This is a genomic window from Acinetobacter sp. AS5 (assembly GCF_048957595.1).
Lineage (GTDB): Bacteria > Pseudomonadota > Gammaproteobacteria > Pseudomonadales > Moraxellaceae > Acinetobacter.
In genome coordinates this window covers 99,022-122,704 of record NZ_JARDAL010000002.1, presented here as the reverse complement: position 1 = coordinate 122,704, position 23,683 = coordinate 99,022, and the positions used below count along the sequence as shown (strand labels likewise).

Here is a 23,683-nt window from a genome sequence, read left to right as displayed (position 1 = left end):
TTTTATTTATAGAACTTGTTGAATTACAAAACCAAGCTGCTCCAGCATTTCACGTTTTGCCACTGGTGCCACAACGGCTTTCGTCGCCTGCTGCTCGACCAGATAGGTCTGTGCAACACGCTGCAAATCATCCAGTGTGACATTCAATAAACGTTCACGTAATTTTTTACGGAACGCTGGCGTACGTTGATGCAAGTAGGAATAACATGCAGTAATGGCTTCGCCTGCCGGTGAGCCTGGTTTATCCATACTGGCAATCAGCCCCAGAATGGCTTCTTCCAGTTGATGCGGCTGTTGTGGTGCATTGAGTAACCACTGAATACTCGCATCAAAATCCTGGAAGGTTTCTGCCAGACGTGGGTCACGGTAGCTGTAGAAACGGAACGAACAGGCATTGCCGTCATAGCTCGCACCACCACCATAGGCACCGCCTTTTTCACGAATGGCGCTGTGCAGGAAGCCATTACGCAAATAACCCGCTAGTACCATCAAGGCAGCAGCATCAGGGTGTGAGACTTCAACTGCCGGATAAGCAGCCGCACAGAATTGGACATTGGCTTGAATCAACCAGGCTTCGTGCTGATCATGGGTTACTTTTTCGACTTGAGTCAATGCAACCGGTGCTGGATCAACAGCAAGTTTGTCCCAGACATTCTGAATTTCTTCGATCAGATGCTCAGACTGCGGCTCTTCACAGACTAACAGGAATTGCTTTGGTGCTTGCAACAAGACCCGATGAATCCGTTTTAATTCATCAATCAGCAGATCATATTCAGCCGGATCTTTTTCGATCTTAGACACCAGCTCGATCAGCCAGTTCAATGCACCCAAACCGGTATTGTGATAATCACGCAAAGCCAATGCACTATGCTGACGTGAAGCCGTTTGCATTGCATAGCTATGTCCAGAACCAGAAATACGTGACTGCCAGCGCGTTTTACGCTGTTGTAACAGTTCAACAATACGGTCTTTCTCATCAAAACGAAGCTGTTCAAAACCGATCTTTAACAGACGAATTGCATCCAGATGATTCACCAAAGATTTGGTGGTCAACGTCAACCAGGCAGTAATTTTGTTTTTGTCATCGACTTTAGAACGCAAAGATGCGCCCATGCCCAGACCGCCACTTACCGCTGTTTGCAGTTGCTGGAACTCAAGATAATCATACTCACCCGCACCAACTTCACCCATCAGGATCGACAGCAGGTTAAAGTAAGGCGACTGCACCACTTCATCCGGAATATTGACCAGAACCTGTTGATAATAAATCCCATTGGTGCCGGCATGATACAGGTTCAACGGCGTATCAACACGGTTACAGATAATCTCACGCAACTGGCCTTGAACAATTTGCAATTCCGCAGGGACATCTTCCAGACCGACTTTCGGCAATAAGTTCAAGTCATCCGGCGTGTCCTGACGAACATTCAATGCTTCAGTCTGGGCAATAATTTCAGCTTTTTGTTCTTCAGTCAGATTCTTTCCAATTTCGGCTAGACGCGCTTTTTCATCAGCCGCTTCTTTGGCAGATTTGGTCGCATCGGGAACCAGTGTCAGTTGGACACGATGTGGGTTATCCAGCAGATGCTCTTTGATCAGATTGGAAAGCCACATCGGATCTTGCAGCTCTTCCTTAACTGCGGCAATCGCAGAATCCACATCCCAAACTTCAACCGGATCACGGTGATGAATCGCGCTGCCCAGACCGCTCAGAATCAGGCTCAAACCATACGGCGTACCATCACCATTGATTTCACGCTGATGCAATTCAATTTGATGCAGGATCGCATCGACCATGTTCTGATCAACCGGTTTAGAGGCAACATCTTCTAGAACCTTAAACACACCATTTTTAAATTCTTCTGCATGTTCAGGATTTGAACCCTGCACCGCACAGTAGAAAGTCATTTCAAAATTAGAATCATCCACGCCCATGAATGGACCTGTTGCATCTGCATAACCACACGTTTCCAGATAATGACGCAGTGGTGATGCTGAATCTTCAAGCAGAATCCCTTCAACTAAACGCATGCCCAAACGCAGTTTAATGTCACTAGCTTCCGGCAATAACCATGACAGCACATGATAGGTCTTGTCCTGTAGATCTTCGGCATCGACCGCATAGCTGTCGGTAACCGTCAATGGTGCAGTCAAACGGGTTTCAGGTGTTGGATACAGCGTCTGACCTTTTTCAAATTTGGATAATGCCAGATGTTCAAACTGCTCTTGCAATTCAAATGCTGTTTTATTGCCAAAGGTCATGAAGACTGCATTACTTGGATGGTAATGTGACTTATAGAAATCTACTAACTCTTGGTAAGTCAGGTCAGGAATATCTTTAGGATCACCACCAGAATTATAATGATAGGTGGTATGCGGATATAAATGATGCGCCAGCGTGTGATACAGCTGGTCTGAAGGCGAACTCATCGCACCTTTCATTTCATTAAAAACTACGCCTTTATAGACAGGCTCGCCATTTTCCAGCTCAATGCGAATGCCTTCCTGGGCAAAATCCAATGGATTCAGGTTCGCAGCAAATGCTGCATCCATATACACTTCGAGCAGGTTCTGGAAATCTTTACTATTTTGGGTCGCAAATGGATACGCAGTCCAGTCAGCCGCAGTAAAGGCATTCATGAAAGTATTCAATGAACGGCGAATCATCAGGAAGAATGGATCACGCACCGGGAATTTTTCTGAACCACACAGCGCAGTATGTTCCAGAATATGGGCTTCGCCTTTAGAATCCATCGGCTGGGTACGAAACGCCACCAGAAAGACATTTTCGTCGTGATTGGTCGCCAGATGATAATGCGTGGCGCCAGTCACTTTATGTTTATATTCAGACACGAAAATGTCTAAAGCTTCAACATGTTGTTGACGTACCAACTGAAACGCAGGATGTACAGTTTGAGAAATGGTTTCAGTGACATCTACAGTCATGCGATCTCCTAATGCTTTAATTAAAATAACTAAGCGCATTATAGCTTTAGTTGTTTGAATTATTCACGTTGAAAACCGAGGATTTTGATCGAATTAAGTAAACTTGATCATTTGAAAATTAAATCATCAAATTTACTTCCTGCATCTAGATGAGTATTTACAAGCTTAAGAAATCAGATATTTAAAATAGTTATAGCTTGGATTATTTTCTACAAATACATAATTCTGCTTTTGATAAAAACTGGCGGCCAGTCGGGTATCTGTTTGTAAGCATAAAGCCGAATAATGCGGACGTGCCAATTGCTCTAGGTAAGCCAAAAGCTGTTTGCCTACGCCATGCTGACGATATTTCGGATGCACATAAAAACGGCGTACACGACCAATGCGGTCTTCAATGCCGTTATCTCCCCATTGCTGGTTTAAGCCACCACAGCCAACCAGTTTCTTGCCATCATGCGCCACCACCAAATATTCATTGGCGTGGCTAAAGCAGTTTTTCCCGGTGCGATATTCTTCTATTAACTTATCTACCAAATTATAGCCTTCTTTACGTGCCAGAGTTGCCAGTGTTTCGATCTGATCCGGGAGTTGTTCGGCTGTTACAATTTTAATATTCATATACGCACACTATTTGAAATTGTTGTGAAGAATCACTGTTGCCAAGCGACTTAAAGTATCATGCCAGGAGCGATATCTCTTTATAAATAAAATGTGATCCTTAAATCAATGCTGCAGCACACCAGTGCACAAAAATAAGTCAGTTTTTAGACCAAAGATAGCTGCTGAACAAAATACAGCATTTTTGAAAAATATTTGAAAATGATTCAGCAAACTACAGCAATCCCAAGCAATCGTGTAAACTTAGGACTTTCATTTTTAATGTGATATTTGAACATGGCAACTGTTGATCTTTTTGCGATTGGTAATGCGCTGATTGACCAAGAATTTAAAGTTTCTGATGACTTTTTAACTGCACATCACTTGCAAAAAGGCACCATGCAACTTGCAGATGGTGAGACTCAGGCCACTCTTTATCAAAATCTTCAAGCGACTCAAGTGTATAAGGGTCAGGCTTCAGGCGGTTCAGCAGCCAACACTACCGTGGCATTTTCTGCGCTCGGTGGTTCTGCATTTTATGGCTGTCGTGTCGGAAATGACGAACTGGGGCACATCTACCTGAAGGGTTTGAATGATGCAGGTATTAAGACCACCACCCAATCGATCAGTGAAGGCGTAACAGGGACATGTATGGTTCTGGTCAGCCCTGATTCTGAACGTACCATGCATACCTATCTGGGTATTACGGCCGAACTGACTGATCAACAAATTGATTTCAGCGCACTAAATAGCGCGAAATGGCTATATCTCGAAGGTTATTTATCAACTTCTGACACAGCACGTCATGCGGTACAACAAGCACGTGATATTGCCCGTGCCAATGGCGTTAAAATTGCCCTAACTTTATCTGATCCTGCCATGGTGCAATACGCGCGTGCCGGTTTGGATGAAATGATTGCAGATGGTGTAGACTTGCTGTTATGTAACCAGCAAGAAGCGCTGATGTATACAGAAACAGATAATCTTGAGGCAGCCCTGCTTAAATTAAAAACAATCAGTCAGCACGTTGTCATTACATTGTCAGCTGAAGGCGCACTGATTTCGGATTATCAAAATACATTTACTGTTCCTGGCCGTAAAGTGCCTGCAGTAGATGCCAACGGTGCCGGTGATGCTTTTGCCGGGGCTTTCCTGTACGGATTGAATGCTAATTTGGGTCTTCAAGCTGCGGCTGAACTGGCGATTCTCATTTCGAGCCAGGTGGTTTCACAATTTGGTCCACGCCTGGCAGTTGAAGACTATGCGGCATTATTACAAGACTTTCAAAAGGAATGTGCTTAATGTTTAAAATTTGCATGACCGAAGACGTTCCAGAACGCGAAGCACGCTCTTTTGAGCTTCCCGATGGAGATAATATCTTTATCACACAGCGTGACGGTGCCTTCTATGCCTATCAAAACCTGTGTCCGCATTTGCAGGTCGAACTGGAATTTCTGGAAAACCAGTTTCTGGATCGCGATCAGGAATTTATTGAATGCTCCACGCATGGCGCCTTGTTTCTGGTAGAAAGCGGTGAATGCATTTCTGGGCCTTGCCAAGGTCAAGCACTTGAAAAAGTAGAGATTACCGTGCATTCTGATGGTGGAATTTACCTCTCAGAATAAGACTAAAACGGACTTCACCATGCCTGCATTTTTTCTAGACTATAACCTGATGCCTTTTCATCTGAGTTTATTGGCGATTATTCTGTTCGGTGTGGTGAAAACCATTGGTTTCTATTTTGGACTCAGACCCAGCAAGTTTCTGCAAAAAATTTCACCTTATGACTTTCAGCAGATGGATCTACTAAACGTCAAATTCTCCAAAACCTTGATTGTGTTTTTCTTCCTGATGAATTTTAGTTTTGCCGGCTATGTTTTACAGTTCCTGATCTATTCTCAGGAATTTAAATTTCTGCCTGCTTATTACCTGATTATTCCGGCTTTAATCATTGCGACTTTTTTTACTATTTTTATGATTCACTGTCTGGATCAGGTCATTCCACCTAAATATAAAAAGAACAATGTCAATTTACTTGGCCGTTTGGCGACAATTTCCAGTGGCAATGCCCGACCCGGTTTTTCTGCTCAAGCGCGGGTGCGAGATGAGTATGGGCAACTGCATTATGTACAGGTAGAACCTGAGTTTGGTGAACTCGGTTTTCAGTCGCAGATTATCCTGATTCGCATGAGAAAATCTCATTATGTTGCCAAGAAAATTTGTAAATCTAATCAGCTGTTCAGCATGAATCTAGATTAAATTCTAAATCATTTGATAGTTATTAAAAAATCCCGACAGATATCGGGATTTTTTAATGTCTATATTTATTTTTTAAGAAGTCCTGAAACCATATTCAATACATTTTGAATATCATTATTGGCTTCCTGCTTGCTGGTTTGCTCACCTTGTGGAGTAAGCGAATCAATAATCTGCGGCAAGACCTGTGAAATCGCACTATACACATCCTGCTTCGGTGCATGGGTTTGTTGTGCAACTGCTTCAACTTCCTGATCATCAAACAGGTTTTGCACCTGCTGCGGATCGACATTGGCATTTTCACCGGGGCCGGTCGACACCCAATCATCGACCTGGCTATTGAGCCCCTGTCCTTTTAGCTTGTCTAATGCACCCTGTAAACCGCCCTGTTTTTGAATCCAGGCCAGCACTAAAGGCAGTACTGCAATCAATAAGGTTTTACCAGTAGAACCACCCAATCCTGAACGAGGCTGAGCAGTACCTTGAGTACCACTACCACCGAACTGACTTATTACTGAACCTAAAATTGCCCCCAGACCATTTTGTCGAGTCTGCTGGCCGGTTTGATTTTGCTGGTTTTGAGTATTTTGATTTTGCTGAGAATTTGACTGGTTTAAATGCCCTAGCACAGACCCCAGGATATCTGCCAAGCCACCTTGTTGTGAGGACTTTTGCTGCGACTGCCCACCACCCAATGCCTGCTTTGCTAATATTTCCACAATACTACTCAGGTTTGTCATGTCCTATATCCTATGTGCATCTTAATTACAGAATACGGCCTGCCCTCATATTGTCTAGGCAAGATTGTGTTAATATTTGCAATCTTGGTTAAGCAGGTTTTCGGTTTACCAGCGAAATTTATCCCAGTTTTCCGGATTAGCCCAAAATTTGGAGTTAAACCAGTCTGGCACGTGCTTATAGGTTAAAATATTAAACTGCCACAGCGCAAAATCGGCCTCATGTGTGGTCTTGTCAATCAGCTGGGTAAATCCTAAAGCTCTCAATAACTTTTCATTTTGCAGCCGGCTGATCACCACTAGCCGTTTGGCAAACAAATCACGTAATTTCACCAGAATTTGACTCATGATCTGTTCAGACAAATGTTCTGTTTCTGCAGTATCCAGCATCACCACAGCCAAGTCATAACGTTGCTGAAAAGGCAGATTTAAAAAGTCAGATACGCTAAAATAGGACCATTGAATAGCTGGCTGAAACTGGACTTGGCTCAAGTCCTGCCCAATACAAATAGCAGTATGAATTGGCTGTTCCTGTGCGAAATCGTCTAGCATTGAAGTAATGACATTCTGCTCAGCCATAACTGCATCCTTATGATTTAAGTGAGTAATTTTTATGGAACTTCAGGGCATTTGTCATAAAATGCACGTCGGCCTCAAGGACCTTAGTGTAACTGATCAACAGATACAGCGGGCAAATGTTGAATATAAATTAATTTTAGATCGTGCAGAAATTGATCTTCCGTTTAATTTAGGCCAAGAAATCGAGATTGAATGGACCGGTAATATTTACTGCGTGTCTTGTGGCAACAAAACTTCCAAATCATTTTCGCAAGGTCACTGTTTTAAATGTTTTAAAACCAATGCTTCATGTGATATGTGCATCATGAAGCCAGAGACGTGCCATTATCATTTGGGCACTTGCCGCGAAGATGAATTTGCACAGAATGTCTGCTTCCAACCACATATTGTCTATCTGGCCAATTCCAGTGCATTAAAGGTCGGCATTACCCGTACCAGCCAAATGCCGACTCGCTGGCTTGATCAGGGTGCCTCCCAAGCCCTGCCGATTATGAAAGTGGGCTCACGTCGTCTTTCCGGAAAGCTTGAGGTCATGTTTGGTACGCAGGTTGCTGATAAAACTGACTGGCGCAAGCTACTGAAAGGTGAAGCAGAACCATTGAACCTGATTGAAGTGCGTGAACAACTGCTGGAAGAATTTGCGCCTAAAATTCAAAGCATTCGCGAAGAATTTAATCAGAATCTAGAATTTAATGAAAATATTGAAGTATTGGAAGATGAATTCGCACGAGAGTTTATTTATCCGGTAGAACAATATCCGGAAAAGATTAAATCGCATAATCTGGATAAAACTCCTGTGATTCGTGGCAAATTACAAGGCATCAAGGGCCAGTATTTAATTCTGGATACTGGCGTGATTAATATGCGCAAATATACCGGTTATCAACTGATTATTCGTGCTTAAACCATTATTTGCCTAGAAAACAAAAAACCAGCCCGCAGGCTGGTTTTTTTATACAACAATTTTATTTGATTTTTGCCTGAGATTTCAGGTAACGCGTATAGTCATCAAATTCCTGCTGACCACGAAGTTGCTGATATAACTTCACCAACTCACTACGCTGTTCTGCACTTAATACATCCACCGGATTTTTCTTCACTTCTGATACCGCAACCACAACCAGTTCATTCGGCATTTTCGCTGTGGTCACTGACCAATGGCCTGCTTTTGGTGTCGGCAGACTAAAGGCCGCACGCTGTACATCACGTTTTAGTAAACCTTCAGCACGTGTGTAAACGCCAGCATCTTCAAAGATCAAATCACCTTTCGCCACTGCTGCAGCCGGTTTGGTTTTGAACTCATCCAAAGCTTTCTGAATTTTTGCTTTTGCCAAAGCAGCTGCCTTGTCTTCAATCAACTGAGCCTTAACACGGGGTTTTGCTTCTGCCAATGTTTGTTCGCCGGCTGCATGATAATTACGCACCTTTATCCAGGCTACATCACCATTGGCTAACTGAATGCTTGATGAAGCATTACGATCACCATTTTTAACATCGTCATTAAACAATTTGACTTTGAGGTTAGCATCGCTCAGCACAGGATCACGGGTCGAAAGTGTTACACCTTGGGCTTTCTGGACTTGTACACCTTTAACTTCCTGTGTAACGACATCCAGAGAATCACTTCCTACCACCATATCATTTAGCGTATTGACCGTATCAGAGAATGCATTGGATTTTTTAGCAGCCAAGGCTTCTTCAGACAAACGTGCTTTTTGTGATTCAAAAGAAGGAACTGCAACATCTGGCGTTTGCACAGAAATGATGTGGTAACCATAATCTGTTTTCACTGGTGCAGACACCTGACCCGATTTTAAAGAACTAACCGTCTGATCAAATGCAGTACCAAATACACCTTCTTCATAAACGGCAAGCGCGCCACCTTTAGACTTAGATTCAGGGTCTTCAGAATATTGTGCTGCTGCCTGAGCAAAAGTAGTACCGGCTTTAATTTTGGCTGCAATATCGGTCGCCAGTTTTTTTGCTTCAGCATCACTACGACTGTCCGCCGTAATTAAAATATGCTTCACATCTGGTTTAACTGTCTGTTTTTGTGTTGCAACAAAGGCGGTATAGGCTTCCTGAAGCTCAGCCTCTGTAACCGCTAAACTCTCCACCTGAATATCGCTTGGCTTTAACACCACATAGTCGACATCTACACTGGTCGGCTGTTTAAATAGCGTTTTGTGTTTTTCATAATAAGCAGCAATATCTGCATCCGTCACTTTGACATCTTTTTTATAGCTGTCCAGATTAATGCTGGAAATATGAATATGACGTTGTTCAGTTTGTAAATCGGCAATCTGCTGCATTTCGACTGGGCTTACCAGTGGATAATCCAGGAAAGTCGATGACAGCATCTTCAGCGCATGATCTTTACGTAAACTTTCAATCAAAGCGCGATTGGTCATGCCAATTGATTTTAGATAATTTTCATATAAAGCATTCGAGAACTTGCCATCTTGCTGGAAAGTAGGCTGCTGAGCAATCATCTGTTCAATTTGCTGGTCACTCAGACTGATCCCTAATTCTTCAGCCTGTTGCAGCAATAAAGTACGTGCAACCAGAGTATCCATGGCTTTCTGGTCAATGAAGCTTTGATTCAGTAAAGTTTCATCCCCATTGGCATAACTGAGATATTGTTCTTTAAATGATTTGGTCAGTGACTCTAATTCTTTTTGAGATATTTCAGTCCCGTTCACTGATTTTGCCGCATCAGAGTTTCCGCTGCTAAAATATCCTTCAATACCTACAAGTGCTAACGGGGTCAAAAACAGAACGAGCAAGACTTTGCCCAACCAACCCTTAATAACTTTACGAAAAGCTTCCATAAGTATTCCAATATTTTATTTGCAAAGGATTTTAACCGAAAATACCCATTGAATGAATGTGTTAATCATCACAATTAAATTTATCAATAAAAAACGCGCCAAAGAAGGCGCGTTTCGTCGCTGGGTAAGCTTAAGCTACAGCGTCTTTTAAGCCTTTACCTGCTTTGAAGCTAGGTACTTTGCTTGCTTTGATCTCAAGAGTAGCACCAGTTTGTGGGTTACGGCCAGTACGTGCAGCGCGTTCTTTCACACCGAAAGTACCAAAACCCACTAAAGTTACTGTATCACCCGATTTTAAAGCTTCAGTAACAGAAGCAATTGTAGCATCTAAAGCTTTACCTGCGTCAGCCTTAGATAATCCCCCTTTTTCTGCAATTGCATCAATTAATTCTGATTTATTCATGAAGATTACGTCCTCTTAATATCGTTTATTTAAGGTTCAAGAATTGGTTTAACATGCCATAACGCCTTTATAGCAATGCTTTAGGTATAAACGCAATACTTAAGAACCTCTTTTTTTTCAAAAAATATGCGAAAAAAACATTGAATAATAAATAAAGTCATTTTATTTAAGTTTTTTCGGCAATTCTTCTTTCATTTTTTCTTGTTCCGCAGTCAACTGATCAACCTTGGCATGCAACTGGAGAATTAAACGTTCCAAATACTGTACATCCTTCAGTGTGACTAATCCTATACGATTCAATGAGTGATGAACAGAGTTGTCGATTAATTTTTCCACTTTGTCTTTGGTGTCTGTGACCGACTCTTTGGCTTTTTCTGAAACCTTCTCTACAGTTTGATCGGCAATATCTGCAGTTTTAGATTCAAGTTCTTCCCCGACCTTGACCAGCGAGTCAAACAGTTTATTGCCTTCCTCTTCTGCACGTGAAAATGCCCCAAGTCCAGCCAACCAGATCTGTTTGGTGTATTTACGAAAATCAAGAACCGATTTGCGCTCCGAGGCAGATTTAGACTTGGGTTTCAGCATTTTCTCATTCGAAGCTTCAGCTGAGTCTTGTGCTGTTTTTGACTTGTCCATGTGCACGGCTCCTGTTTGTTTTCTGCGCAATTATTATAAATTATTCTACAAAACCACTGCATAATAGCAAATTTAGTACTTGATAGATTTGATAAACTGTTCTACAAAGCAATTTATTTCAAGTCTAATTTGATTTAACCCTGAAATCTCTTCACAAGCAGGAAGCTTTTTCACTTTATATTTCAGGTAAGGATTGGTTGTATATGAGCGAATCGCAACAAAGTCAAAATCAACCGCATTTGTTGCTTACGATGACGTTAATTGTTTTAGAGACAATATTTACTTTCATTCTCAAGCATGATCGTGTCGTTGCATTACAGGCCAAAAAGTTTGTAGATAAAAACATCTCGATTAAAATCAATAGCTATATTCCATATTTCGACTTTTATGTGCAATTCACCCCCAATGGACTATTATTTGACCACAAAGCACCGGGCCGCATTGTCGACCTGGATGTGCGCACTACACTTCCCGATCTGATTAAAATTTTCATTTTTGGCAATCGTCGTAGCATTCGCAGCATGCGCATTGATGGCAATCAGGTTTTAAAAGATGAGTTTCGTGATCTGTTAACCGTATTCAGCTTGCCAAAAGTACTAGCCGACTGGAAACACTGGCTGTCTGATGCGCCGACGGATGAAGCGGAAATTATTGCTTCTAAAAAGCGTATTGCACCGCTTTTAAAGAAAATTGAAGAACAGCGCTCCAAGATCAATACCCTGCAAGTGGAAGTCAAACAGTATAAAAACCGCCTGAAACGGATCGAACGCCGTCAAAAGCGTATTAATATCATTTTTGGCCTGAGCAGCGTACTTTTGATTATGTTATTAGTGTATAATTGGCTGAGCATGTAAATCTTTCATTCTCCAAAAATTAAATCCCACTAAGGTCTACTAAAAATAACTTGACTAATTTAGTCGGGATTCATAAAATCTACACATCTAGTCTAACCATGTGTATCGAATCATGCGCCTAACCACTCGCGGTCGCTACGCTGTGACTGCTCTACTTGATCTAGCTTTGCAGCCTTCTGAAAAAACGATAACGCTCGCTGAAATTGCAGCACGTCAAACTATTTCTGTTGCTTATCTTGAGCAGTTATTTGCGAAGCTCAAGCGTCATGGTTTAGTTTCTAGTGTTCGTGGCGCAAATGGTGGTTACCATTTAGCACGTAATGCAGATGAAATTACTGTGTTAGCAATTATTGAAGCTGTAAACGAAACAGTTGATGCGACTCGCTGTGACCATAAAGGCAATTGCCAGAATGGCGCGATGTGCTTGACTCATGATTTATGGCAGGAACTCTCCCATCACATTGCCGATTATTTAGAAAAAATCTCGCTTGCTGATCTGGTTGCACGTGACAACGTCCAGACTGTGTCATTACGCCAAAAATCAGCACCTTTAGATTCAGCCCTTTTATCGGTTACAGGTATTTGACATGAAACGTCCGATTTATCTTGATTATGCAGCTACAACTCCTGTAGATCCTCAGGTTGCTGAACGTATGATGGAATGCTTAACATTCGATGGTACCTTTGGTAATGCGGCATCTCGTTCACACGCGTATGGTTGGCAAGCAGAAGAAAAAGTTGAATATGCACGTGAACAAGTTGCGAATTTAATTAAAGCTGATCCACGTGAAATCGTATGGACTTCAGGTGCAACCGAGTCAGACAACCTTGCGCTTAAAGGTGTGGCTCATTTCTATGCATCTAAAGGTAAACATATCGTTACCTCTAAAATCGAACATAAGGCAGTTTTAGATACCTGTCGTGAGCTTGAGTCTGAAGGTTTTGAAATTACCTATATTGAGCCTCAACCTCAAACCGGTTTAATTACGCCTGAAATGGTACAGGCAGCGATCCGTCCAGACACAATTCTTGTTTCCCTGATGATGGTAAACAATGAAATCGGTACTGTGACTGATGTTGCAGCGATTGGTGAAATCACTCGCGCCAACAAGATTTTCTTCCATGTCGATGCAGCTCAGGCAGCGGGTAAAGTTGAAATTGATCTTTCAACTTTAAAAGTAGATTTGATGAGCTTCTCTGCGCATAAGATCTATGGCCCTAAAGGTATTGGCGCACTGTTTGTACGTCGTAGCCCGCGTGTACGCCTTAAAGCTGAAATGCATGGTGGCGGCCATGAACGTGGTATGCGTTCAGGTACCCTTGCGACTCACCAGATTGTAGGTATGGGTGAAGCGTTTGAACTTGCAGGCAAAAACTTGGAAGCTGAACAGACTCGTTTACGTGTACTTCGCGACAAGCTGTGGAATGGTTTACAAGGTCTTGAACAAGTGTTCCTGAACGGCCATCCAACACAAAACGTAGCGAACTACCTGAATATTAGCTTCAACTTCGTTGAAGGCGAATCATTGATGATGGCATTGAAAGATGCTGCGGTATCTTCAGGTTCGGCATGTACATCTGCAACACTTGAACCATCTTATGTACTTCGTGCATTGGGTCTTTCAGACGAACTTGCACACAGTTCGATCCGCTTCAGCTTCGGTAAATACACCACTGAAGAAGATATCGATCACGTATTGACTATCACTAAAGCTGCTGTTGAGAAGTTACGTGAACTTTCTCCGCTTTGGGATATGTATAAGGAAGGTATTGACCTTTCTAAAGTTGAGTGGGCTGAGCACTAATTTTCATTCTGAGATAGTGACAAATCCGTTGCTATCTCATTGAGAAAAGTTTTTTTACCCCCATATTTAATACTGAGGCTGACCCCGAGGTTTGGAGAAGCAACATGGCTTATAGCGAAAAAGTAATTGATCATTACGAAAACCCTCGTAATGTTGGCGTTTTAGATAAAAATGCTGAAAACGTTGGTACTGGTATGGTTGGTGCGCCAGCATGTGGTGACGTGATGCGTTTACAGATTCAGGTAAACGATGAAGGCGTGATTGAAGAAGCACGTTTCAAAACTTATGGTTGTGGTTCTGCCATTGCATCAAGTTCACTTGTGACCGAATGGCTCAAAGGTAAAACTTTGGATCAAGCTCAAGCGATCAAGAACATTGATATTGCAACTGAACTTGCACTTCCACCAGTAAAAGTACACTGCTCTGTTCTTGCTGAAGATGCAATCAAAGCAGCTGTAGAAGACTACCGTAGCAAGAAAGTTAAAGCTTAATTGTTCCACGTTTTGAAATTTTAACGGAGTTTTCATGATCCATTTAACTGAAAATGCTGCAACTCATATCAGCAATTATTTAAAAAATCGCGGTAAGGGTGAAGGCATTCGCGTTGGTGTGAAAACTTCAGGCTGTTCTGGTCTGGCCTATGTGCTCGAGTTCGTCGATGAAGTCGATACACATGACCAAGCCTTTGAGCAGTTTGGGGTTAAAGTATTCGTTGACCCGAAAAGCCTGGTTTATCTTGAAGGTATGGAGATGGACTATGTTAAAAACGGCTTGAACGAAGGCTTCGAATTTAACAACCCCAACAAAAAAGGCGAATGCGGTTGTGGTGAATCCTTCACTGTATAAACCCGGCAGTTATTCTCTTTTTGACATTAAAACAGTGTGTTTCACACTGTTTTAATTGCATTTATACAGTTACTTTTGCACATTAATCGCGGATCCCATCTCCCATGAATCATTTTGAGTTGTTCAACCTTCCTGTAGCACTCGATATTGATTTAGCGGCTTTAAAGACTGAATTTTTAAAGTTGCAGCAACAATATCACCCAGATAAAGCTGAAGACAAAGATCAGGCTCTGATTAAATCAAGTGATATCAATCAGGCATTTAAAACCTTGTCAGCGGTCGATAGCCGTGCAGCGTATTTACTGTCTCTCAAGAAACAGGATTATCACTTAGATCAGTCGATCAGTGATTTTGAATTCTTGCAGGACGCTCTGGAAATTCGTGAACAACTTGACGATGCAACTTCTGCTGAAGATTTAACTTCACTGAAAGTCGAAGTCCAGCAATGGATTGAGGGCTTGGTTCGCGAGTTCAAAATTGATTATGCGGATGAAGACTGGGCCGAAGCACGCGATACAGTGCGCAAACTACGCTTCTTCGTTAAAGTCATGGCCGATATCGACAAAGCGGAAGACCGCTTCCTGGACGATGACAGCTTTGATCTTGATGATGATTTCTAATTTTTAGTATTTAATATTTAACGTGCAAAGGATGTAACACTATGGCTCTCTTGCAAATTGCAGAACCAGGTCAATCAAGTGCACCACATGAACACCGCATTGCGATTGGTATCGATTTAGGCACCACCCACTCTTTGGTTGCCACGGTTCTTTCAGGTAAAGCCAAAGTACTTAATGACGAACAAGGTCGTGTGCTACTTCCTTCTATCGTGCATTATGCAGAACAACAGACTCAATACGGCAATGAAGCTGCGCCTTTCATTACTACTGACCCTAAAAACACCATCGTTTCTGTAAAACGTTTTATGGGTCGCTCGAAAGCTGACATCAAATTCCAGCATCCTTATGCGTTGGTTGGTGAAGCGAATGAAATGCCGGCTTTTGAAACCGCACAAGGCCGTAAGACGCCGGTTGAGATTTCTGCAGAAATTTTAAAGCAGTTGAAAGACCGCGCTGAAGCCAGTCTGCAAAATCCGGTCAATGGTGCCGTTATTACTGTTCCGGCCTACTTTGATGAAGCACAGCGTCAGGCAACCCGTGATGCTGCTCAACTTGCTGGCTTGAATGTTTTACGTTTGTTGAATGAGCCAACCGCTGCTGCTGTTGCTTATGGTCTCGATCAGGAAAGCAATCTAAGTACAGATCGCAACTATGTGATCTACGACTTGGGTGGTGGTACCTTTGACGTTTCGATTCTGCGTTTTAGTCAAGGTGTGTTTGAAGTTCTGGCAACCGGTGGCCACACTGCCCTCGGTGGTGATGACCTAGATCGTTTGATCCTGAAATGGGCCAAGAAACAACTGAATATTGACACCTTGAATGATGCAGAATATGCACATTTTGTGGTTGCAGCACGTAAAGCCAAAGAAGCTTTGTCTGATGCAGATTCAGTTCAACTCAAATTGCTTGATCAGGTATTGACGCTTGACCGTCCGACATTTGAAGAGATCATTAAAGTTGCTTTGGATAAGACCATCAGCGTATGTAAGCGTGTGATGCGTGATGCCAAGCTTGAACTGGATGACATTCAAAATGTCGTTTTGGTCGGTGGCTCAACCCGTTCTTATGCAGTACAAAAAGCCGTGCGTGAAGTATTCAATCAAGAACCACTATGCACTATTAATCCGGATGAAGTGGTTGCGATTGGCGCATCAATTACTGCGAACCAATTGATTGGCAACTCAACTGATGGCTCATTACTATTAGACGTGACGCCTCTGTCTCTTGGTCTTGAAACCATGGGCGGACTGGTTGAACGATTAATTTCGCGTAATACTGCGATTCCAGTCGCTCGTCGTCAGGAATTTACGACTTATCAAGATGGCCAGACTGCCATGTTGATTCATGTGGTTCAAGGTGAACGTGATCTGGTTGAGCATTGCCGTAGTTTAGGGCGTTTTGTCCTGCATGGCATTCCACCAATGACTGCCGGTCAGGCACGTATTGAAGTGACGTTCCAGGTCGATGCAGATGGCTTGCTGACTGTATCTGCCAAAGAAACCACCTCTGGCGTGACGGCTCAAATCGATATCAAACCATCTTATGGTTTATCGGGTGAAGATACTGAACGTCTGTTGCTAGACGGTTATAAGTTCGCTGAAGAAGATAAGAATCTTCGTCATTTGAATGAAACCAAAGTGGAAGCACAGCGTGAGCTGGAAGCACTGGTTCAGGCACTCCAAGCGGATGCCGGTCTGTTGACTGAAGATCAACTTGCAGCACTGCAAACTGCGCAAGCACAACTTGAAACTCAGCTTCAGGGTTCAGATATCAAAGCGATTGAATCTGCCGTTGAACAGCTTAAAATACATAGTGATGCTTTTGCAGCAGCACGTATGAATCAACATATTGATGCAGCTCTTAAGGGCACTAAACTCGACGACTGGTCAAACTCAAACTAATTTAAGGTAACGACTATGCCACGTATTAAAGTTCTTCCACATGCGCAGATTTGCCCCGAAGGTGCTGAGTTTGAAGTCGAACAAAATGCCAATCTTTGCGAAAGCCTGCTAAAAAATGGCATTAAAATCGAACATGCTTGCGATATGTCAGCAGCGTGTACCACCTGCCATGTAGTGGTACGCAAAGGTTTTGACAGCCTGGAAGAAATGGATGATGTTGAAGCTGACTTACTCGATCGTGCCTGGGGTTTAGAACCTGATTCACGTCTTTCTTGTCAGGTTAAACTGGACGATGAAGATCTGGAAATTGAAATTCCAAAATACACCATTAACCATGCGTCAGAAAATCACTAAGATTTTCGTTGCAGGCTAAAATAAAAAACCACGCTCATGCGTGGTTTTTTCTCTTTATAAGAAACAATTAAAGTAAATTTACATGAACTTTAAATGTGTTCAATTACTTCATCCTCAAGCTTCAATTTGACAATACCTTGTGAATTGGTCATTTTCTGCTGAGTTTCAATGCGTTTAATCATTTTTTCTAGTACATGAATCAGCTCAGGATATTCAAAGTTTTGCACTTCATCCAGATTCAGCAATAAATGAAAGCCCTTATATTCATAATCGAACCAGCGCTGATACTCGACTTTCTGAGACGCATATTTTTCCATGACCTGCCAGGTTCTTACATGTGCTTTAATGCCTTTCAAGAATATCGGCTTTTTCGGTGCACAAAGATAATCATCTTTGATCAGATTATGAGTATCTTCCGAAATCAGGATTTCATCGACTTCCGCTGCACTTTGCAAACGCGCTGCCAGATTGGCATCACGTCCTACAATGGTATAAGCCATACGATGCGTAGCCCCATAATTCCCTACGTGGCAATAACCGGTTGAAATCCCCATGCGGATATGCAGTGGCGGATAACCCATTTTAATCCAGCGTTCCCGCAGCAATTTCATTTGCTGACGCATCGCCAATGCCATTTCCATACAGTTCTTAGCATCCTGTTCCACACCTTCGGAGTTCGGATCACCAAAGAAAATCAGGATGGCATCACCCATGAATTTATCGACAGTCGCTTCATAATTTTTAGCGATTTCGGTCATATGCCGAAGATAGTCATTCAACAGGAATGCTAAATCATCTGGAATCAGAGTTTCAGATAGCTCTGTAAAGCCTTGAATATCAGAGAAAAAGATCGTCAACTTTTTACGTTTATATTCAATTTTGGCTTCAGATTCACCTTTCATAATGGATTGCCATAACTGCACGGGCGCATAGCGACTCAGCTGATTGGCAAATTCCATATAACGGTTCATCTGTTCGAAATAATGGTCTTTTTTCTGGGTCATGTATTGCACACGACCACTTTGATAAAAACTTCCGACACCAAAATAGGTAATCAGACAGATAAAGCCTAAAACGGTCAACTCACTGCTGGTCGGTTCGAAATAATTATTAAACCCAAAGACCAGAATATTGGCCAGATAAAAAAGCGTAATCCCGATCAGGCTGGCTAGAGATGCCATCATAAATGAAATTTTATTGCTGATCGCGGTATAGAGCACTGCGACCAGACCCAGCAAGGACAAGACCAAGTCCAGATGCACGGCCGCCAAAACCACCGAAATGACAATGACATCAATCAGGAAAAGAATATTACGCCGGATGTGATAATCATGACGATAGATCAGCCAGCGAGATAGTTTCGGTGTAATTAGCAAAACCAGAAACAAAAAAAATGGAACAAAAAGCTGATACTGGGTATCTGGTTCAGTGTAATGAAAGACGACCAGAACCACAGACAGCATGATGTATCCCATCATGCGATGGAAATACTCAAACTGATGGGGTTCTTTTTGAATCCAGTCGTCTAATTGCACTCACTCCCTCCCTGAAGTCCGCAACTGTTCATGGTTCTCGGAATGCCTTGGCTGATTAGTCCATGCGCCAGTCAAATGGCATGTCGCCCTGACCACGTAAAGCCAGCATTAAGGTTTGACGCATATGTGCCAATACTTCACTGCTATAAGGAACAGCAGGTGTACCCCAAACAGGCTTCGGCCATGCAACGTCGTTCTGATAACGAACTACATGATGAAAATGCAATTGCGGCACCATATTACCCAGCGCTGCTACATTCATTTTATCTGCACGGAAAACACGTGCCAGCTGGCTTGATAACCAGCTTGACTCTCTTAAAAACTGCTCTTGGTCAGCTTGACTCAATTCATATAATTCAGAGACACCCGGCACACGTGGAATCAGAATGAGCCAGGGAAATTGCATATCATTCATCAAACGACATGTTGACAAAGGAAAGTCGCCTACAAAAAACGTATCTTGAGCAAGTTGTGGATGCAAACTAAACATATCTTTATAAATGATGCAAAATTAGAATGATGGCTAATACTAACATATCCAACTGAAGCTGAATATTGAAAGCAATGTGTTTAAAGACAAATTCTCATGATTTGTTGCGAAGCACATCACAACAATTACTGTAAACAATTCATTAAAAAAATCAAGCCTGTTGTTCCTGCAAACTTCATTGGAAAATGAAATCCAAACTGAATTTTCAGGCTGATTTAATCGAATAAAATCAGTGCAATTCTTTAAGCAGACTGTCCAGTAAATCCTGTATAAACTGAATCCGCTTTTGATAGTCTTCCAGCATGACCATGACTTTTAGACGTTGACCGCCATCCATCCGGAAATAGGTCGGATGTTTCTGCATCATCTGGATAATCGTCATGGCTTGAACCGGAGTATCCGGTGCAAATTCAATATGCCCACCCTGACTGCTGATATCAATTTTAGTAATACCAAGCTGCTCGGCTTTCAATCGAATCTGATGTACAGCAAAGAGCTGTTTGACCGGTTGCGGCGGTATACCAAAACGATCGATCAATTCCATCCGGATATTGTCCAGTTTTTCCTGGGTATCAGTATTACTGATGCGTTTATAGAACAACAGACGTTGATGCACATCACCCAGATATTCATCTGGAATCAACGCTGGCATATGCAGGGTAATTTCGGCAGTCAATGACAATGGTGCATCGAAGTTTGGCGTTTTGCCTTTTTGAATGGCTTTGGTGGCTTTTTCCAGCATTTCCATATACAGGCTATAACCAATAGCCTGCATCGAACCACTCTGCTGCTCACCTAGTAACTCACCTGCGCCGCGAATTTCCAGATCTTCGGTTGCCAGCATAAAACCGGCACCCAAGGTCGAAGCACGCTGAATGGCATCCAGACGTTTTTCTGCATCACCTTTTAAGGCTTTTAAAGACGGCACCATTAAGTAGGCATAAGCCTGATGGTGTGAGCGTCCTACACGTCCGCGTAGCTGATGTAATTGTGCCAGGCCCAGCTTGTCAGCACGTTCAATCAGAATGGTATTGGCATTCGGAACATCAATCCCGGTTTCAATAATGGTCGAACATACCAGAACATTGTATTCCTTGTGATAGAACTGCTGCATCACCTGCTCCAGTTCACGTTCACGCATCTGCCCGTGGGCCACAATCACCCGCGCTTCCGGCACCAGTTTACGGATATGCTCGGCGGCACGATCGATTGTATCAACTTCATTATGCAGAAAATAAACCTGACCACCGCGCAGCAATTCACGCAGAATCGCTTCTTTAATGGTGTCATCGGTATGTTCCTGCACAAAGGTTTTCACCGCAAGACGGCGTGCCGGCGGTGTGGCGATAATCGACAGATCACGCATGCCACTAAAGGCCATATTCAGTGTCCGTGGAATTGGAGTTGCAGTCAGTGTCAGCATGTCGACATCGGCACGCATCGCCTTGATTCGTTCCTTGTCGCGCACCCCGAAACGATGCTCTTCATCGACAATCATCAAGCCAAGATTCTTAAACTGAACATTTTCCTGCAAAATCTTATGTGTACCAATCACAATATCGACTTTACCTTCAATCAGGTCGTCAATGGTCTTGGTATGTGCTTTGGAAGAGCCGAAACGTGACAGCACTTCAATCCGGACTGGCCAGTCGGCGAAGCGGTCTTTGAATGAATCATAATGCTGCTGTGCCAGCAAAGTGGTCGGTACCAGAATCGCCACCTGCCGGTTATTCTGTACTGCAACAAATGCGGCACGCATTGCGACTTCTGTTTTACCAAACCCGACATCACCACACACCAGACGATCCATCGGCTTGGCCTGCTGCATGTCATGCAACGTCGCTTCAATCGCATTGGCCTGATCCAGTGTTTCTTCATAGGCAAAGCCACTGGCAAATTGCATATACAGGCTTTGATCGATTTCAAAACTGATCCCGGGCTTGGAAGAACGCCGTGCCTGAATATGCAGCAATTCGGCCGCGACATCGTGAATCTGTTCCAGCGCTTTACGTTTGGCTTTATTCCATGCGTCCGTACCCAGTTTATGCAAAGGTGCCAGATCCGGATCACCACCACTGTACCGGCTGATTAAGTGTAGATTGGTCACCGGCACATAGACTTTGGCGGCATCCGCATAATCCAGCTGCAAAAATTCGTGATCCTGATCATCAATACTTAGGGTGACCAGACCGGCATAACGTCCGACCCCATAATCGATATGTACCACAGGCGCGCCCATGGTCAGCTCAGTTAGACTTCGGATCAGAAACTCTTCGGAAACTTCCTGTTGACGTTTGCGACGGCGCTGTACCACGCGATGTTCATACAGCTGATTTTCAGAAATTACGCTGACACGATCGGTCAATACCAGACCACGCTCTAAAGGCGCATTGGTAATGGCAATTGCATACAGAGATTGAATAAAACTATCAAAATTTTCAACCGTGGGGATATCACCCAGACTTGGCCTTAAGGCATCTTTAAGACTTTCCCGGCGTCCAGCACTTTCAGCCACTAGCAATACCGGATGATTAGCCTGATCAATATATTTTTTGATTTCATGAAACGGTTTTTCACGTTTCGGATCTACGGGCAGACGCGGTGGCAACTGGGTATCAAGATTCAATACCCCAGCTTTTTGATCAAAAGATGTTTGTGCGGCAATGATGCGTGCAAACTGGTTCAGCTGCTCCAGCACCTGATTGGTCTGAAAAAACAGGCTTTCAGGCGGCATGATCGGTTGGTCGACATTGTGGCGACGATCTTCATAACGGCGCACCACATCTTGCCAAAACTGGCTGAGACTTTCGTCCAGAGCCTTATCTGTAATGACAATGCCATTCTTCGGTAGGTACGAAATCAGTGAACTTTGGCCTTGCATGGCTTCCGCGCTGAAAAACAAGGGCAAATAAAACTCGATTCCCGGCGAGACTATGCCATCCATCACATCCTGATAGATCGGGTTTTTCTTTGGATTCGCGGTCGGGAAAAATTCGGCATAGCGGTCACGGAAAGTGGCACGACCTTCCTTGAGCGGAAATTCCTGTGCCGGCAATACGGTAAACTGCTGCAAACTTTGCGTGGTGCGCTGAGTTTCGGCATCGAAAAATTTCAGGCTTTCAATTTCATCATCAAACAGGTCAATCCGAATCGGTGCTTCCTGTCCCGATGCGTAGATATCCATGATACTGCCGCGTACCGCGAATTCACCTGGATCATAGACGGTATCGACCAGATGATAACCGGCCTGAATCAACTTTTTCTTTTGTTGTTCCAGATCAAATTTCTGACCGACATGAATATCGAAATGCTCACCCAGAATCCATGAGGTCGGCGCCACACGTTGTGCCAAAGTTGAGGCGGACAGCAACAGTACGCCAGTTTTTGGCATATTGGATAAGATTGCCAGACGTTCCGAGACAATATCCTGATGGGGGGAGAGACGGTCATAAGGCAAGATTTCCCAATCTGGAAAAATCGTGGGTTTAACCCCATAAAATTCCAGTTCACTTTCCAGTTGACCCAAATGCTGATTATTACGTGCAATCACGATAAATAAACGCGATTGCTGCTGCACGATTTCTTTGAGCAACAATGCCGTCGAGGAACCTTGCAGATTGCCTAACCAGCGTTTCTCGCCTGCTTTGAGTTGTGGTAAATTGAGTTGGGAAATTTCTTGTTGGAACATGGATATAGCTTTAAAGTCTAAATAACCTGAGGCTTATACTAGCACGATGATCTCAGGATATTTTGTTATTTTTATGCAGTCTTGCCACATCCATACGCTTCGATTTCAAGCCACTTTTAACACTTATTTTTTCTCTCGCAGAAAGTTACGATAATAATCATTTAACTTCTTGAGGATCATTTTAAATTGCAGCAGGTTCTCTTCGGTATTTCCCAAAGTCACATTAAAACGCTGATGGGCAATTTCCAGATCAATCTTTTCATTGATCAGCATCGCGGTGTCGTATAAAGCTTTTAAATCATCAAACTGTTTTAGACGGCGATTGGACAAATATTCTAAGCGTGTGGTCAGTTCCTGATTTAAATCAATGCCATCCACGATATAACCTGTGCCTTCGACATGCTGGATATTCTGCTCGTCTAAATATAGCTGTGCAGCAGTCGGTTTATTAGTTTTAAATAATGCACTGATTTTATCAAACATCGCCATTTACCCAGCCAAATAAAGTTCAGACCCTAGTCTAGATGAAAATGCCTCAAATCCACATATCGAACTTGAGGCAAATTGTCAAAATCACAACGATCAGTTGATTTGAGCTGTTTCAA

General features: G+C 43.0%; 23 protein-coding genes. 12 read left to right on the top strand and 11 right to left on the bottom strand.

The annotated features are described in order from the left end of the window. Window positions 1–6: 6 nt before the first annotated feature. Together PV763_RS01630 and PV763_RS01625 are read right to left on the bottom strand one after the other, a co-directional pair. Window positions 7–2,946 carry an insulinase family protein gene (locus PV763_RS01630; RefSeq protein WP_004646776.1) on the bottom strand — a complete coding sequence of 980 codons (2,940 nt, stop codon included), beginning with the start codon at window positions 2,944–2,946 and terminating at the stop codon, window positions 7–9. Between the two features lie 165 nt (window positions 2,947–3,111). Beyond that, entirely contained in the window at window positions 3,112–3,564 is a 453-nt protein-coding gene (locus tag PV763_RS01625) for a GNAT family N-acetyltransferase (protein WP_004646775.1), read from the bottom strand. A 276-nt stretch (window positions 3,565–3,840) separates the two neighbouring features. Here PV763_RS01625 and PV763_RS01620 point away from each other — a divergent pair, with 276 nt between their 5' ends. The 3 genes from PV763_RS01620 to PV763_RS01610 are packed head-to-tail and all read left to right on the top strand — an operon-like array spanning window position 3,841 to window position 5,802. Continuing rightward, on the top strand, window positions 3,841–4,845 hold the full coding sequence (locus tag PV763_RS01620) for an adenosine kinase (RefSeq protein ID WP_004646774.1): 1,005 nt from the start codon (window positions 3,841–3,843) through the stop codon (window positions 4,843–4,845). Window positions 4,846–4,859: 14 nt separating this feature from the next. Next, the gene (locus PV763_RS01615) at window positions 4,860–5,168 is read left to right on the top strand and encodes a Rieske (2Fe-2S) protein (protein WP_004279797.1); all 309 of its coding nucleotides are present in this window, start codon (window positions 4,860–4,862) and stop codon (window positions 5,166–5,168) included. 19 nt (window positions 5,169–5,187) lie between these two features. Continuing rightward, entirely contained in the window at window positions 5,188–5,802 is a 615-nt protein-coding gene (locus tag PV763_RS01610; protein ID WP_004279798.1) for an OB-fold-containig protein, read from the top strand. Window positions 5,803–5,867: 65 nt separating this feature from the next. Here PV763_RS01610 and PV763_RS01605 read toward each other — a convergent pair whose 3' ends face one another. Both PV763_RS01605 and PV763_RS01600 read right to left on the bottom strand, forming a co-directional pair. Continuing rightward, window positions 5,868–6,539 (bottom strand): YidB family protein, encoded by a 672-nt coding sequence (locus PV763_RS01605; RefSeq protein ID WP_004646772.1) that lies wholly within the window; start codon window positions 6,537–6,539, stop codon window positions 5,868–5,870. A 105-nt stretch (window positions 6,540–6,644) separates the two neighbouring features. After that, entirely contained in the window at window positions 6,645–7,115 is a 471-nt protein-coding gene (locus PV763_RS01600) for a DUF6231 family protein (protein WP_004279801.1), read from the bottom strand. A gap of 34 nt (window positions 7,116–7,149) precedes the next feature. On the opposite strand from PV763_RS01600, the gene PV763_RS01595 reads away from it, so the two are divergent. After that, complete coding sequence (locus PV763_RS01595; RefSeq protein ID WP_004646770.1) at window positions 7,150–8,019, top strand: DUF2797 domain-containing protein; 870 nt, start codon at window positions 7,150–7,152, stop codon at window positions 8,017–8,019. Window positions 8,020–8,080: 61 nt separating this feature from the next. On the opposite strand, the gene PV763_RS01590 is transcribed toward PV763_RS01595, so the two are convergent. The 3 genes from PV763_RS01590 to PV763_RS01580 form a co-directional block, all read right to left on the bottom strand. Next, window positions 8,081–9,946 carry a SurA N-terminal domain-containing protein gene (locus tag PV763_RS01590; RefSeq protein ID WP_004646769.1) on the bottom strand — a complete coding sequence of 622 codons (1,866 nt, stop codon included), beginning with the start codon at window positions 9,944–9,946 and terminating at the stop codon, window positions 8,081–8,083. 130 nt (window positions 9,947–10,076) lie between these two features. Then, window positions 10,077–10,349, bottom strand: coding sequence for an HU family DNA-binding protein (locus PV763_RS01585; protein WP_004279807.1), 273 nt, complete (start codon window positions 10,347–10,349; stop codon window positions 10,077–10,079). A 162-nt stretch (window positions 10,350–10,511) separates the two neighbouring features. Continuing rightward, the gene (locus tag PV763_RS01580) at window positions 10,512–10,985 is read right to left on the bottom strand and encodes a phasin family protein (RefSeq protein ID WP_004646766.1); all 474 of its coding nucleotides are present in this window, start codon (window positions 10,983–10,985) and stop codon (window positions 10,512–10,514) included. A gap of 203 nt (window positions 10,986–11,188) precedes the next feature. On the opposite strand from PV763_RS01580, the gene PV763_RS01575 reads away from it, so the two are divergent. The 8 genes from PV763_RS01575 (at window position 11,189) to fdx (ending at window position 17,365) form a co-directional block, all read left to right on the top strand. Beyond that, window positions 11,189–11,839 carry a hypothetical protein gene (locus tag PV763_RS01575; protein ID WP_004646765.1) on the top strand — a complete coding sequence of 217 codons (651 nt, stop codon included), beginning with the start codon at window positions 11,189–11,191 and terminating at the stop codon, window positions 11,837–11,839. A 112-nt stretch (window positions 11,840–11,951) separates the two neighbouring features. Next, the gene (locus PV763_RS01570) at window positions 11,952–12,425 is read left to right on the top strand and encodes an Rrf2 family transcriptional regulator (protein WP_004279811.1); all 474 of its coding nucleotides are present in this window, start codon (window positions 11,952–11,954) and stop codon (window positions 12,423–12,425) included. A gap of 1 nt (window position 12,426) precedes the next feature. After that, the gene (locus PV763_RS01565; RefSeq protein WP_004279813.1) at window positions 12,427–13,644 is read left to right on the top strand and encodes an IscS subfamily cysteine desulfurase; all 1,218 of its coding nucleotides are present in this window, start codon (window positions 12,427–12,429) and stop codon (window positions 13,642–13,644) included. A gap of 104 nt (window positions 13,645–13,748) precedes the next feature. Then, window positions 13,749–14,135, top strand: coding sequence for a Fe-S cluster assembly scaffold IscU (gene iscU / locus PV763_RS01560; protein WP_004279815.1), 387 nt, complete (start codon window positions 13,749–13,751; stop codon window positions 14,133–14,135). Window positions 14,136–14,169: 34 nt separating this feature from the next. Beyond that, the gene (gene iscA / locus PV763_RS01555) at window positions 14,170–14,490 is read left to right on the top strand and encodes an iron-sulfur cluster assembly protein IscA (protein ID WP_004279817.1); all 321 of its coding nucleotides are present in this window, start codon (window positions 14,170–14,172) and stop codon (window positions 14,488–14,490) included. A 104-nt stretch (window positions 14,491–14,594) separates the two neighbouring features. Then, window positions 14,595–15,110 carry a Fe-S protein assembly co-chaperone HscB gene (gene hscB, locus PV763_RS01550; RefSeq protein ID WP_004646764.1) on the top strand — a complete coding sequence of 172 codons (516 nt, stop codon included), beginning with the start codon at window positions 14,595–14,597 and terminating at the stop codon, window positions 15,108–15,110. A 41-nt stretch (window positions 15,111–15,151) separates the two neighbouring features. Beyond that, entirely contained in the window at window positions 15,152–17,011 is a 1,860-nt protein-coding gene (gene hscA / locus PV763_RS01545) for a Fe-S protein assembly chaperone HscA (RefSeq protein WP_004646762.1), read from the top strand. A gap of 15 nt (window positions 17,012–17,026) precedes the next feature. After that, window positions 17,027–17,365, top strand: a complete 339-nt coding sequence (gene fdx, locus PV763_RS01540; protein ID WP_004279821.1) for an ISC system 2Fe-2S type ferredoxin — start codon at window positions 17,027–17,029, stop codon at window positions 17,363–17,365. Between the two features lie 89 nt (window positions 17,366–17,454). Here the strand turns inward: fdx and PV763_RS01535 are convergent, their stop codons facing one another. The 4 genes from PV763_RS01535 to PV763_RS01520 form a co-directional block, all read right to left on the bottom strand. Beyond that, on the bottom strand, window positions 17,455–18,900 hold the full coding sequence (locus tag PV763_RS01535; protein ID WP_004729820.1) for an adenylate/guanylate cyclase domain-containing protein: 1,446 nt from the start codon (window positions 18,898–18,900) through the stop codon (window positions 17,455–17,457). 55 nt (window positions 18,901–18,955) lie between these two features. Further along, entirely contained in the window at window positions 18,956–19,390 is a 435-nt protein-coding gene (locus PV763_RS01530) for an HIT domain-containing protein (protein WP_004646760.1), read from the bottom strand. 229 nt (window positions 19,391–19,619) lie between these two features. Continuing rightward, window positions 19,620–23,078: a transcription-repair coupling factor gene (mfd, locus tag PV763_RS01525; RefSeq protein WP_004646759.1), complete on the bottom strand. Its 3,459-nt coding sequence runs from the start codon at window positions 23,076–23,078 to the stop codon at window positions 19,620–19,622. A gap of 123 nt (window positions 23,079–23,201) precedes the next feature. Further along, entirely contained in the window at window positions 23,202–23,567 is a 366-nt protein-coding gene (locus PV763_RS01520) for a hypothetical protein (protein WP_004646758.1), read from the bottom strand. Window positions 23,568–23,683: the final 116 nt, after the last annotated feature.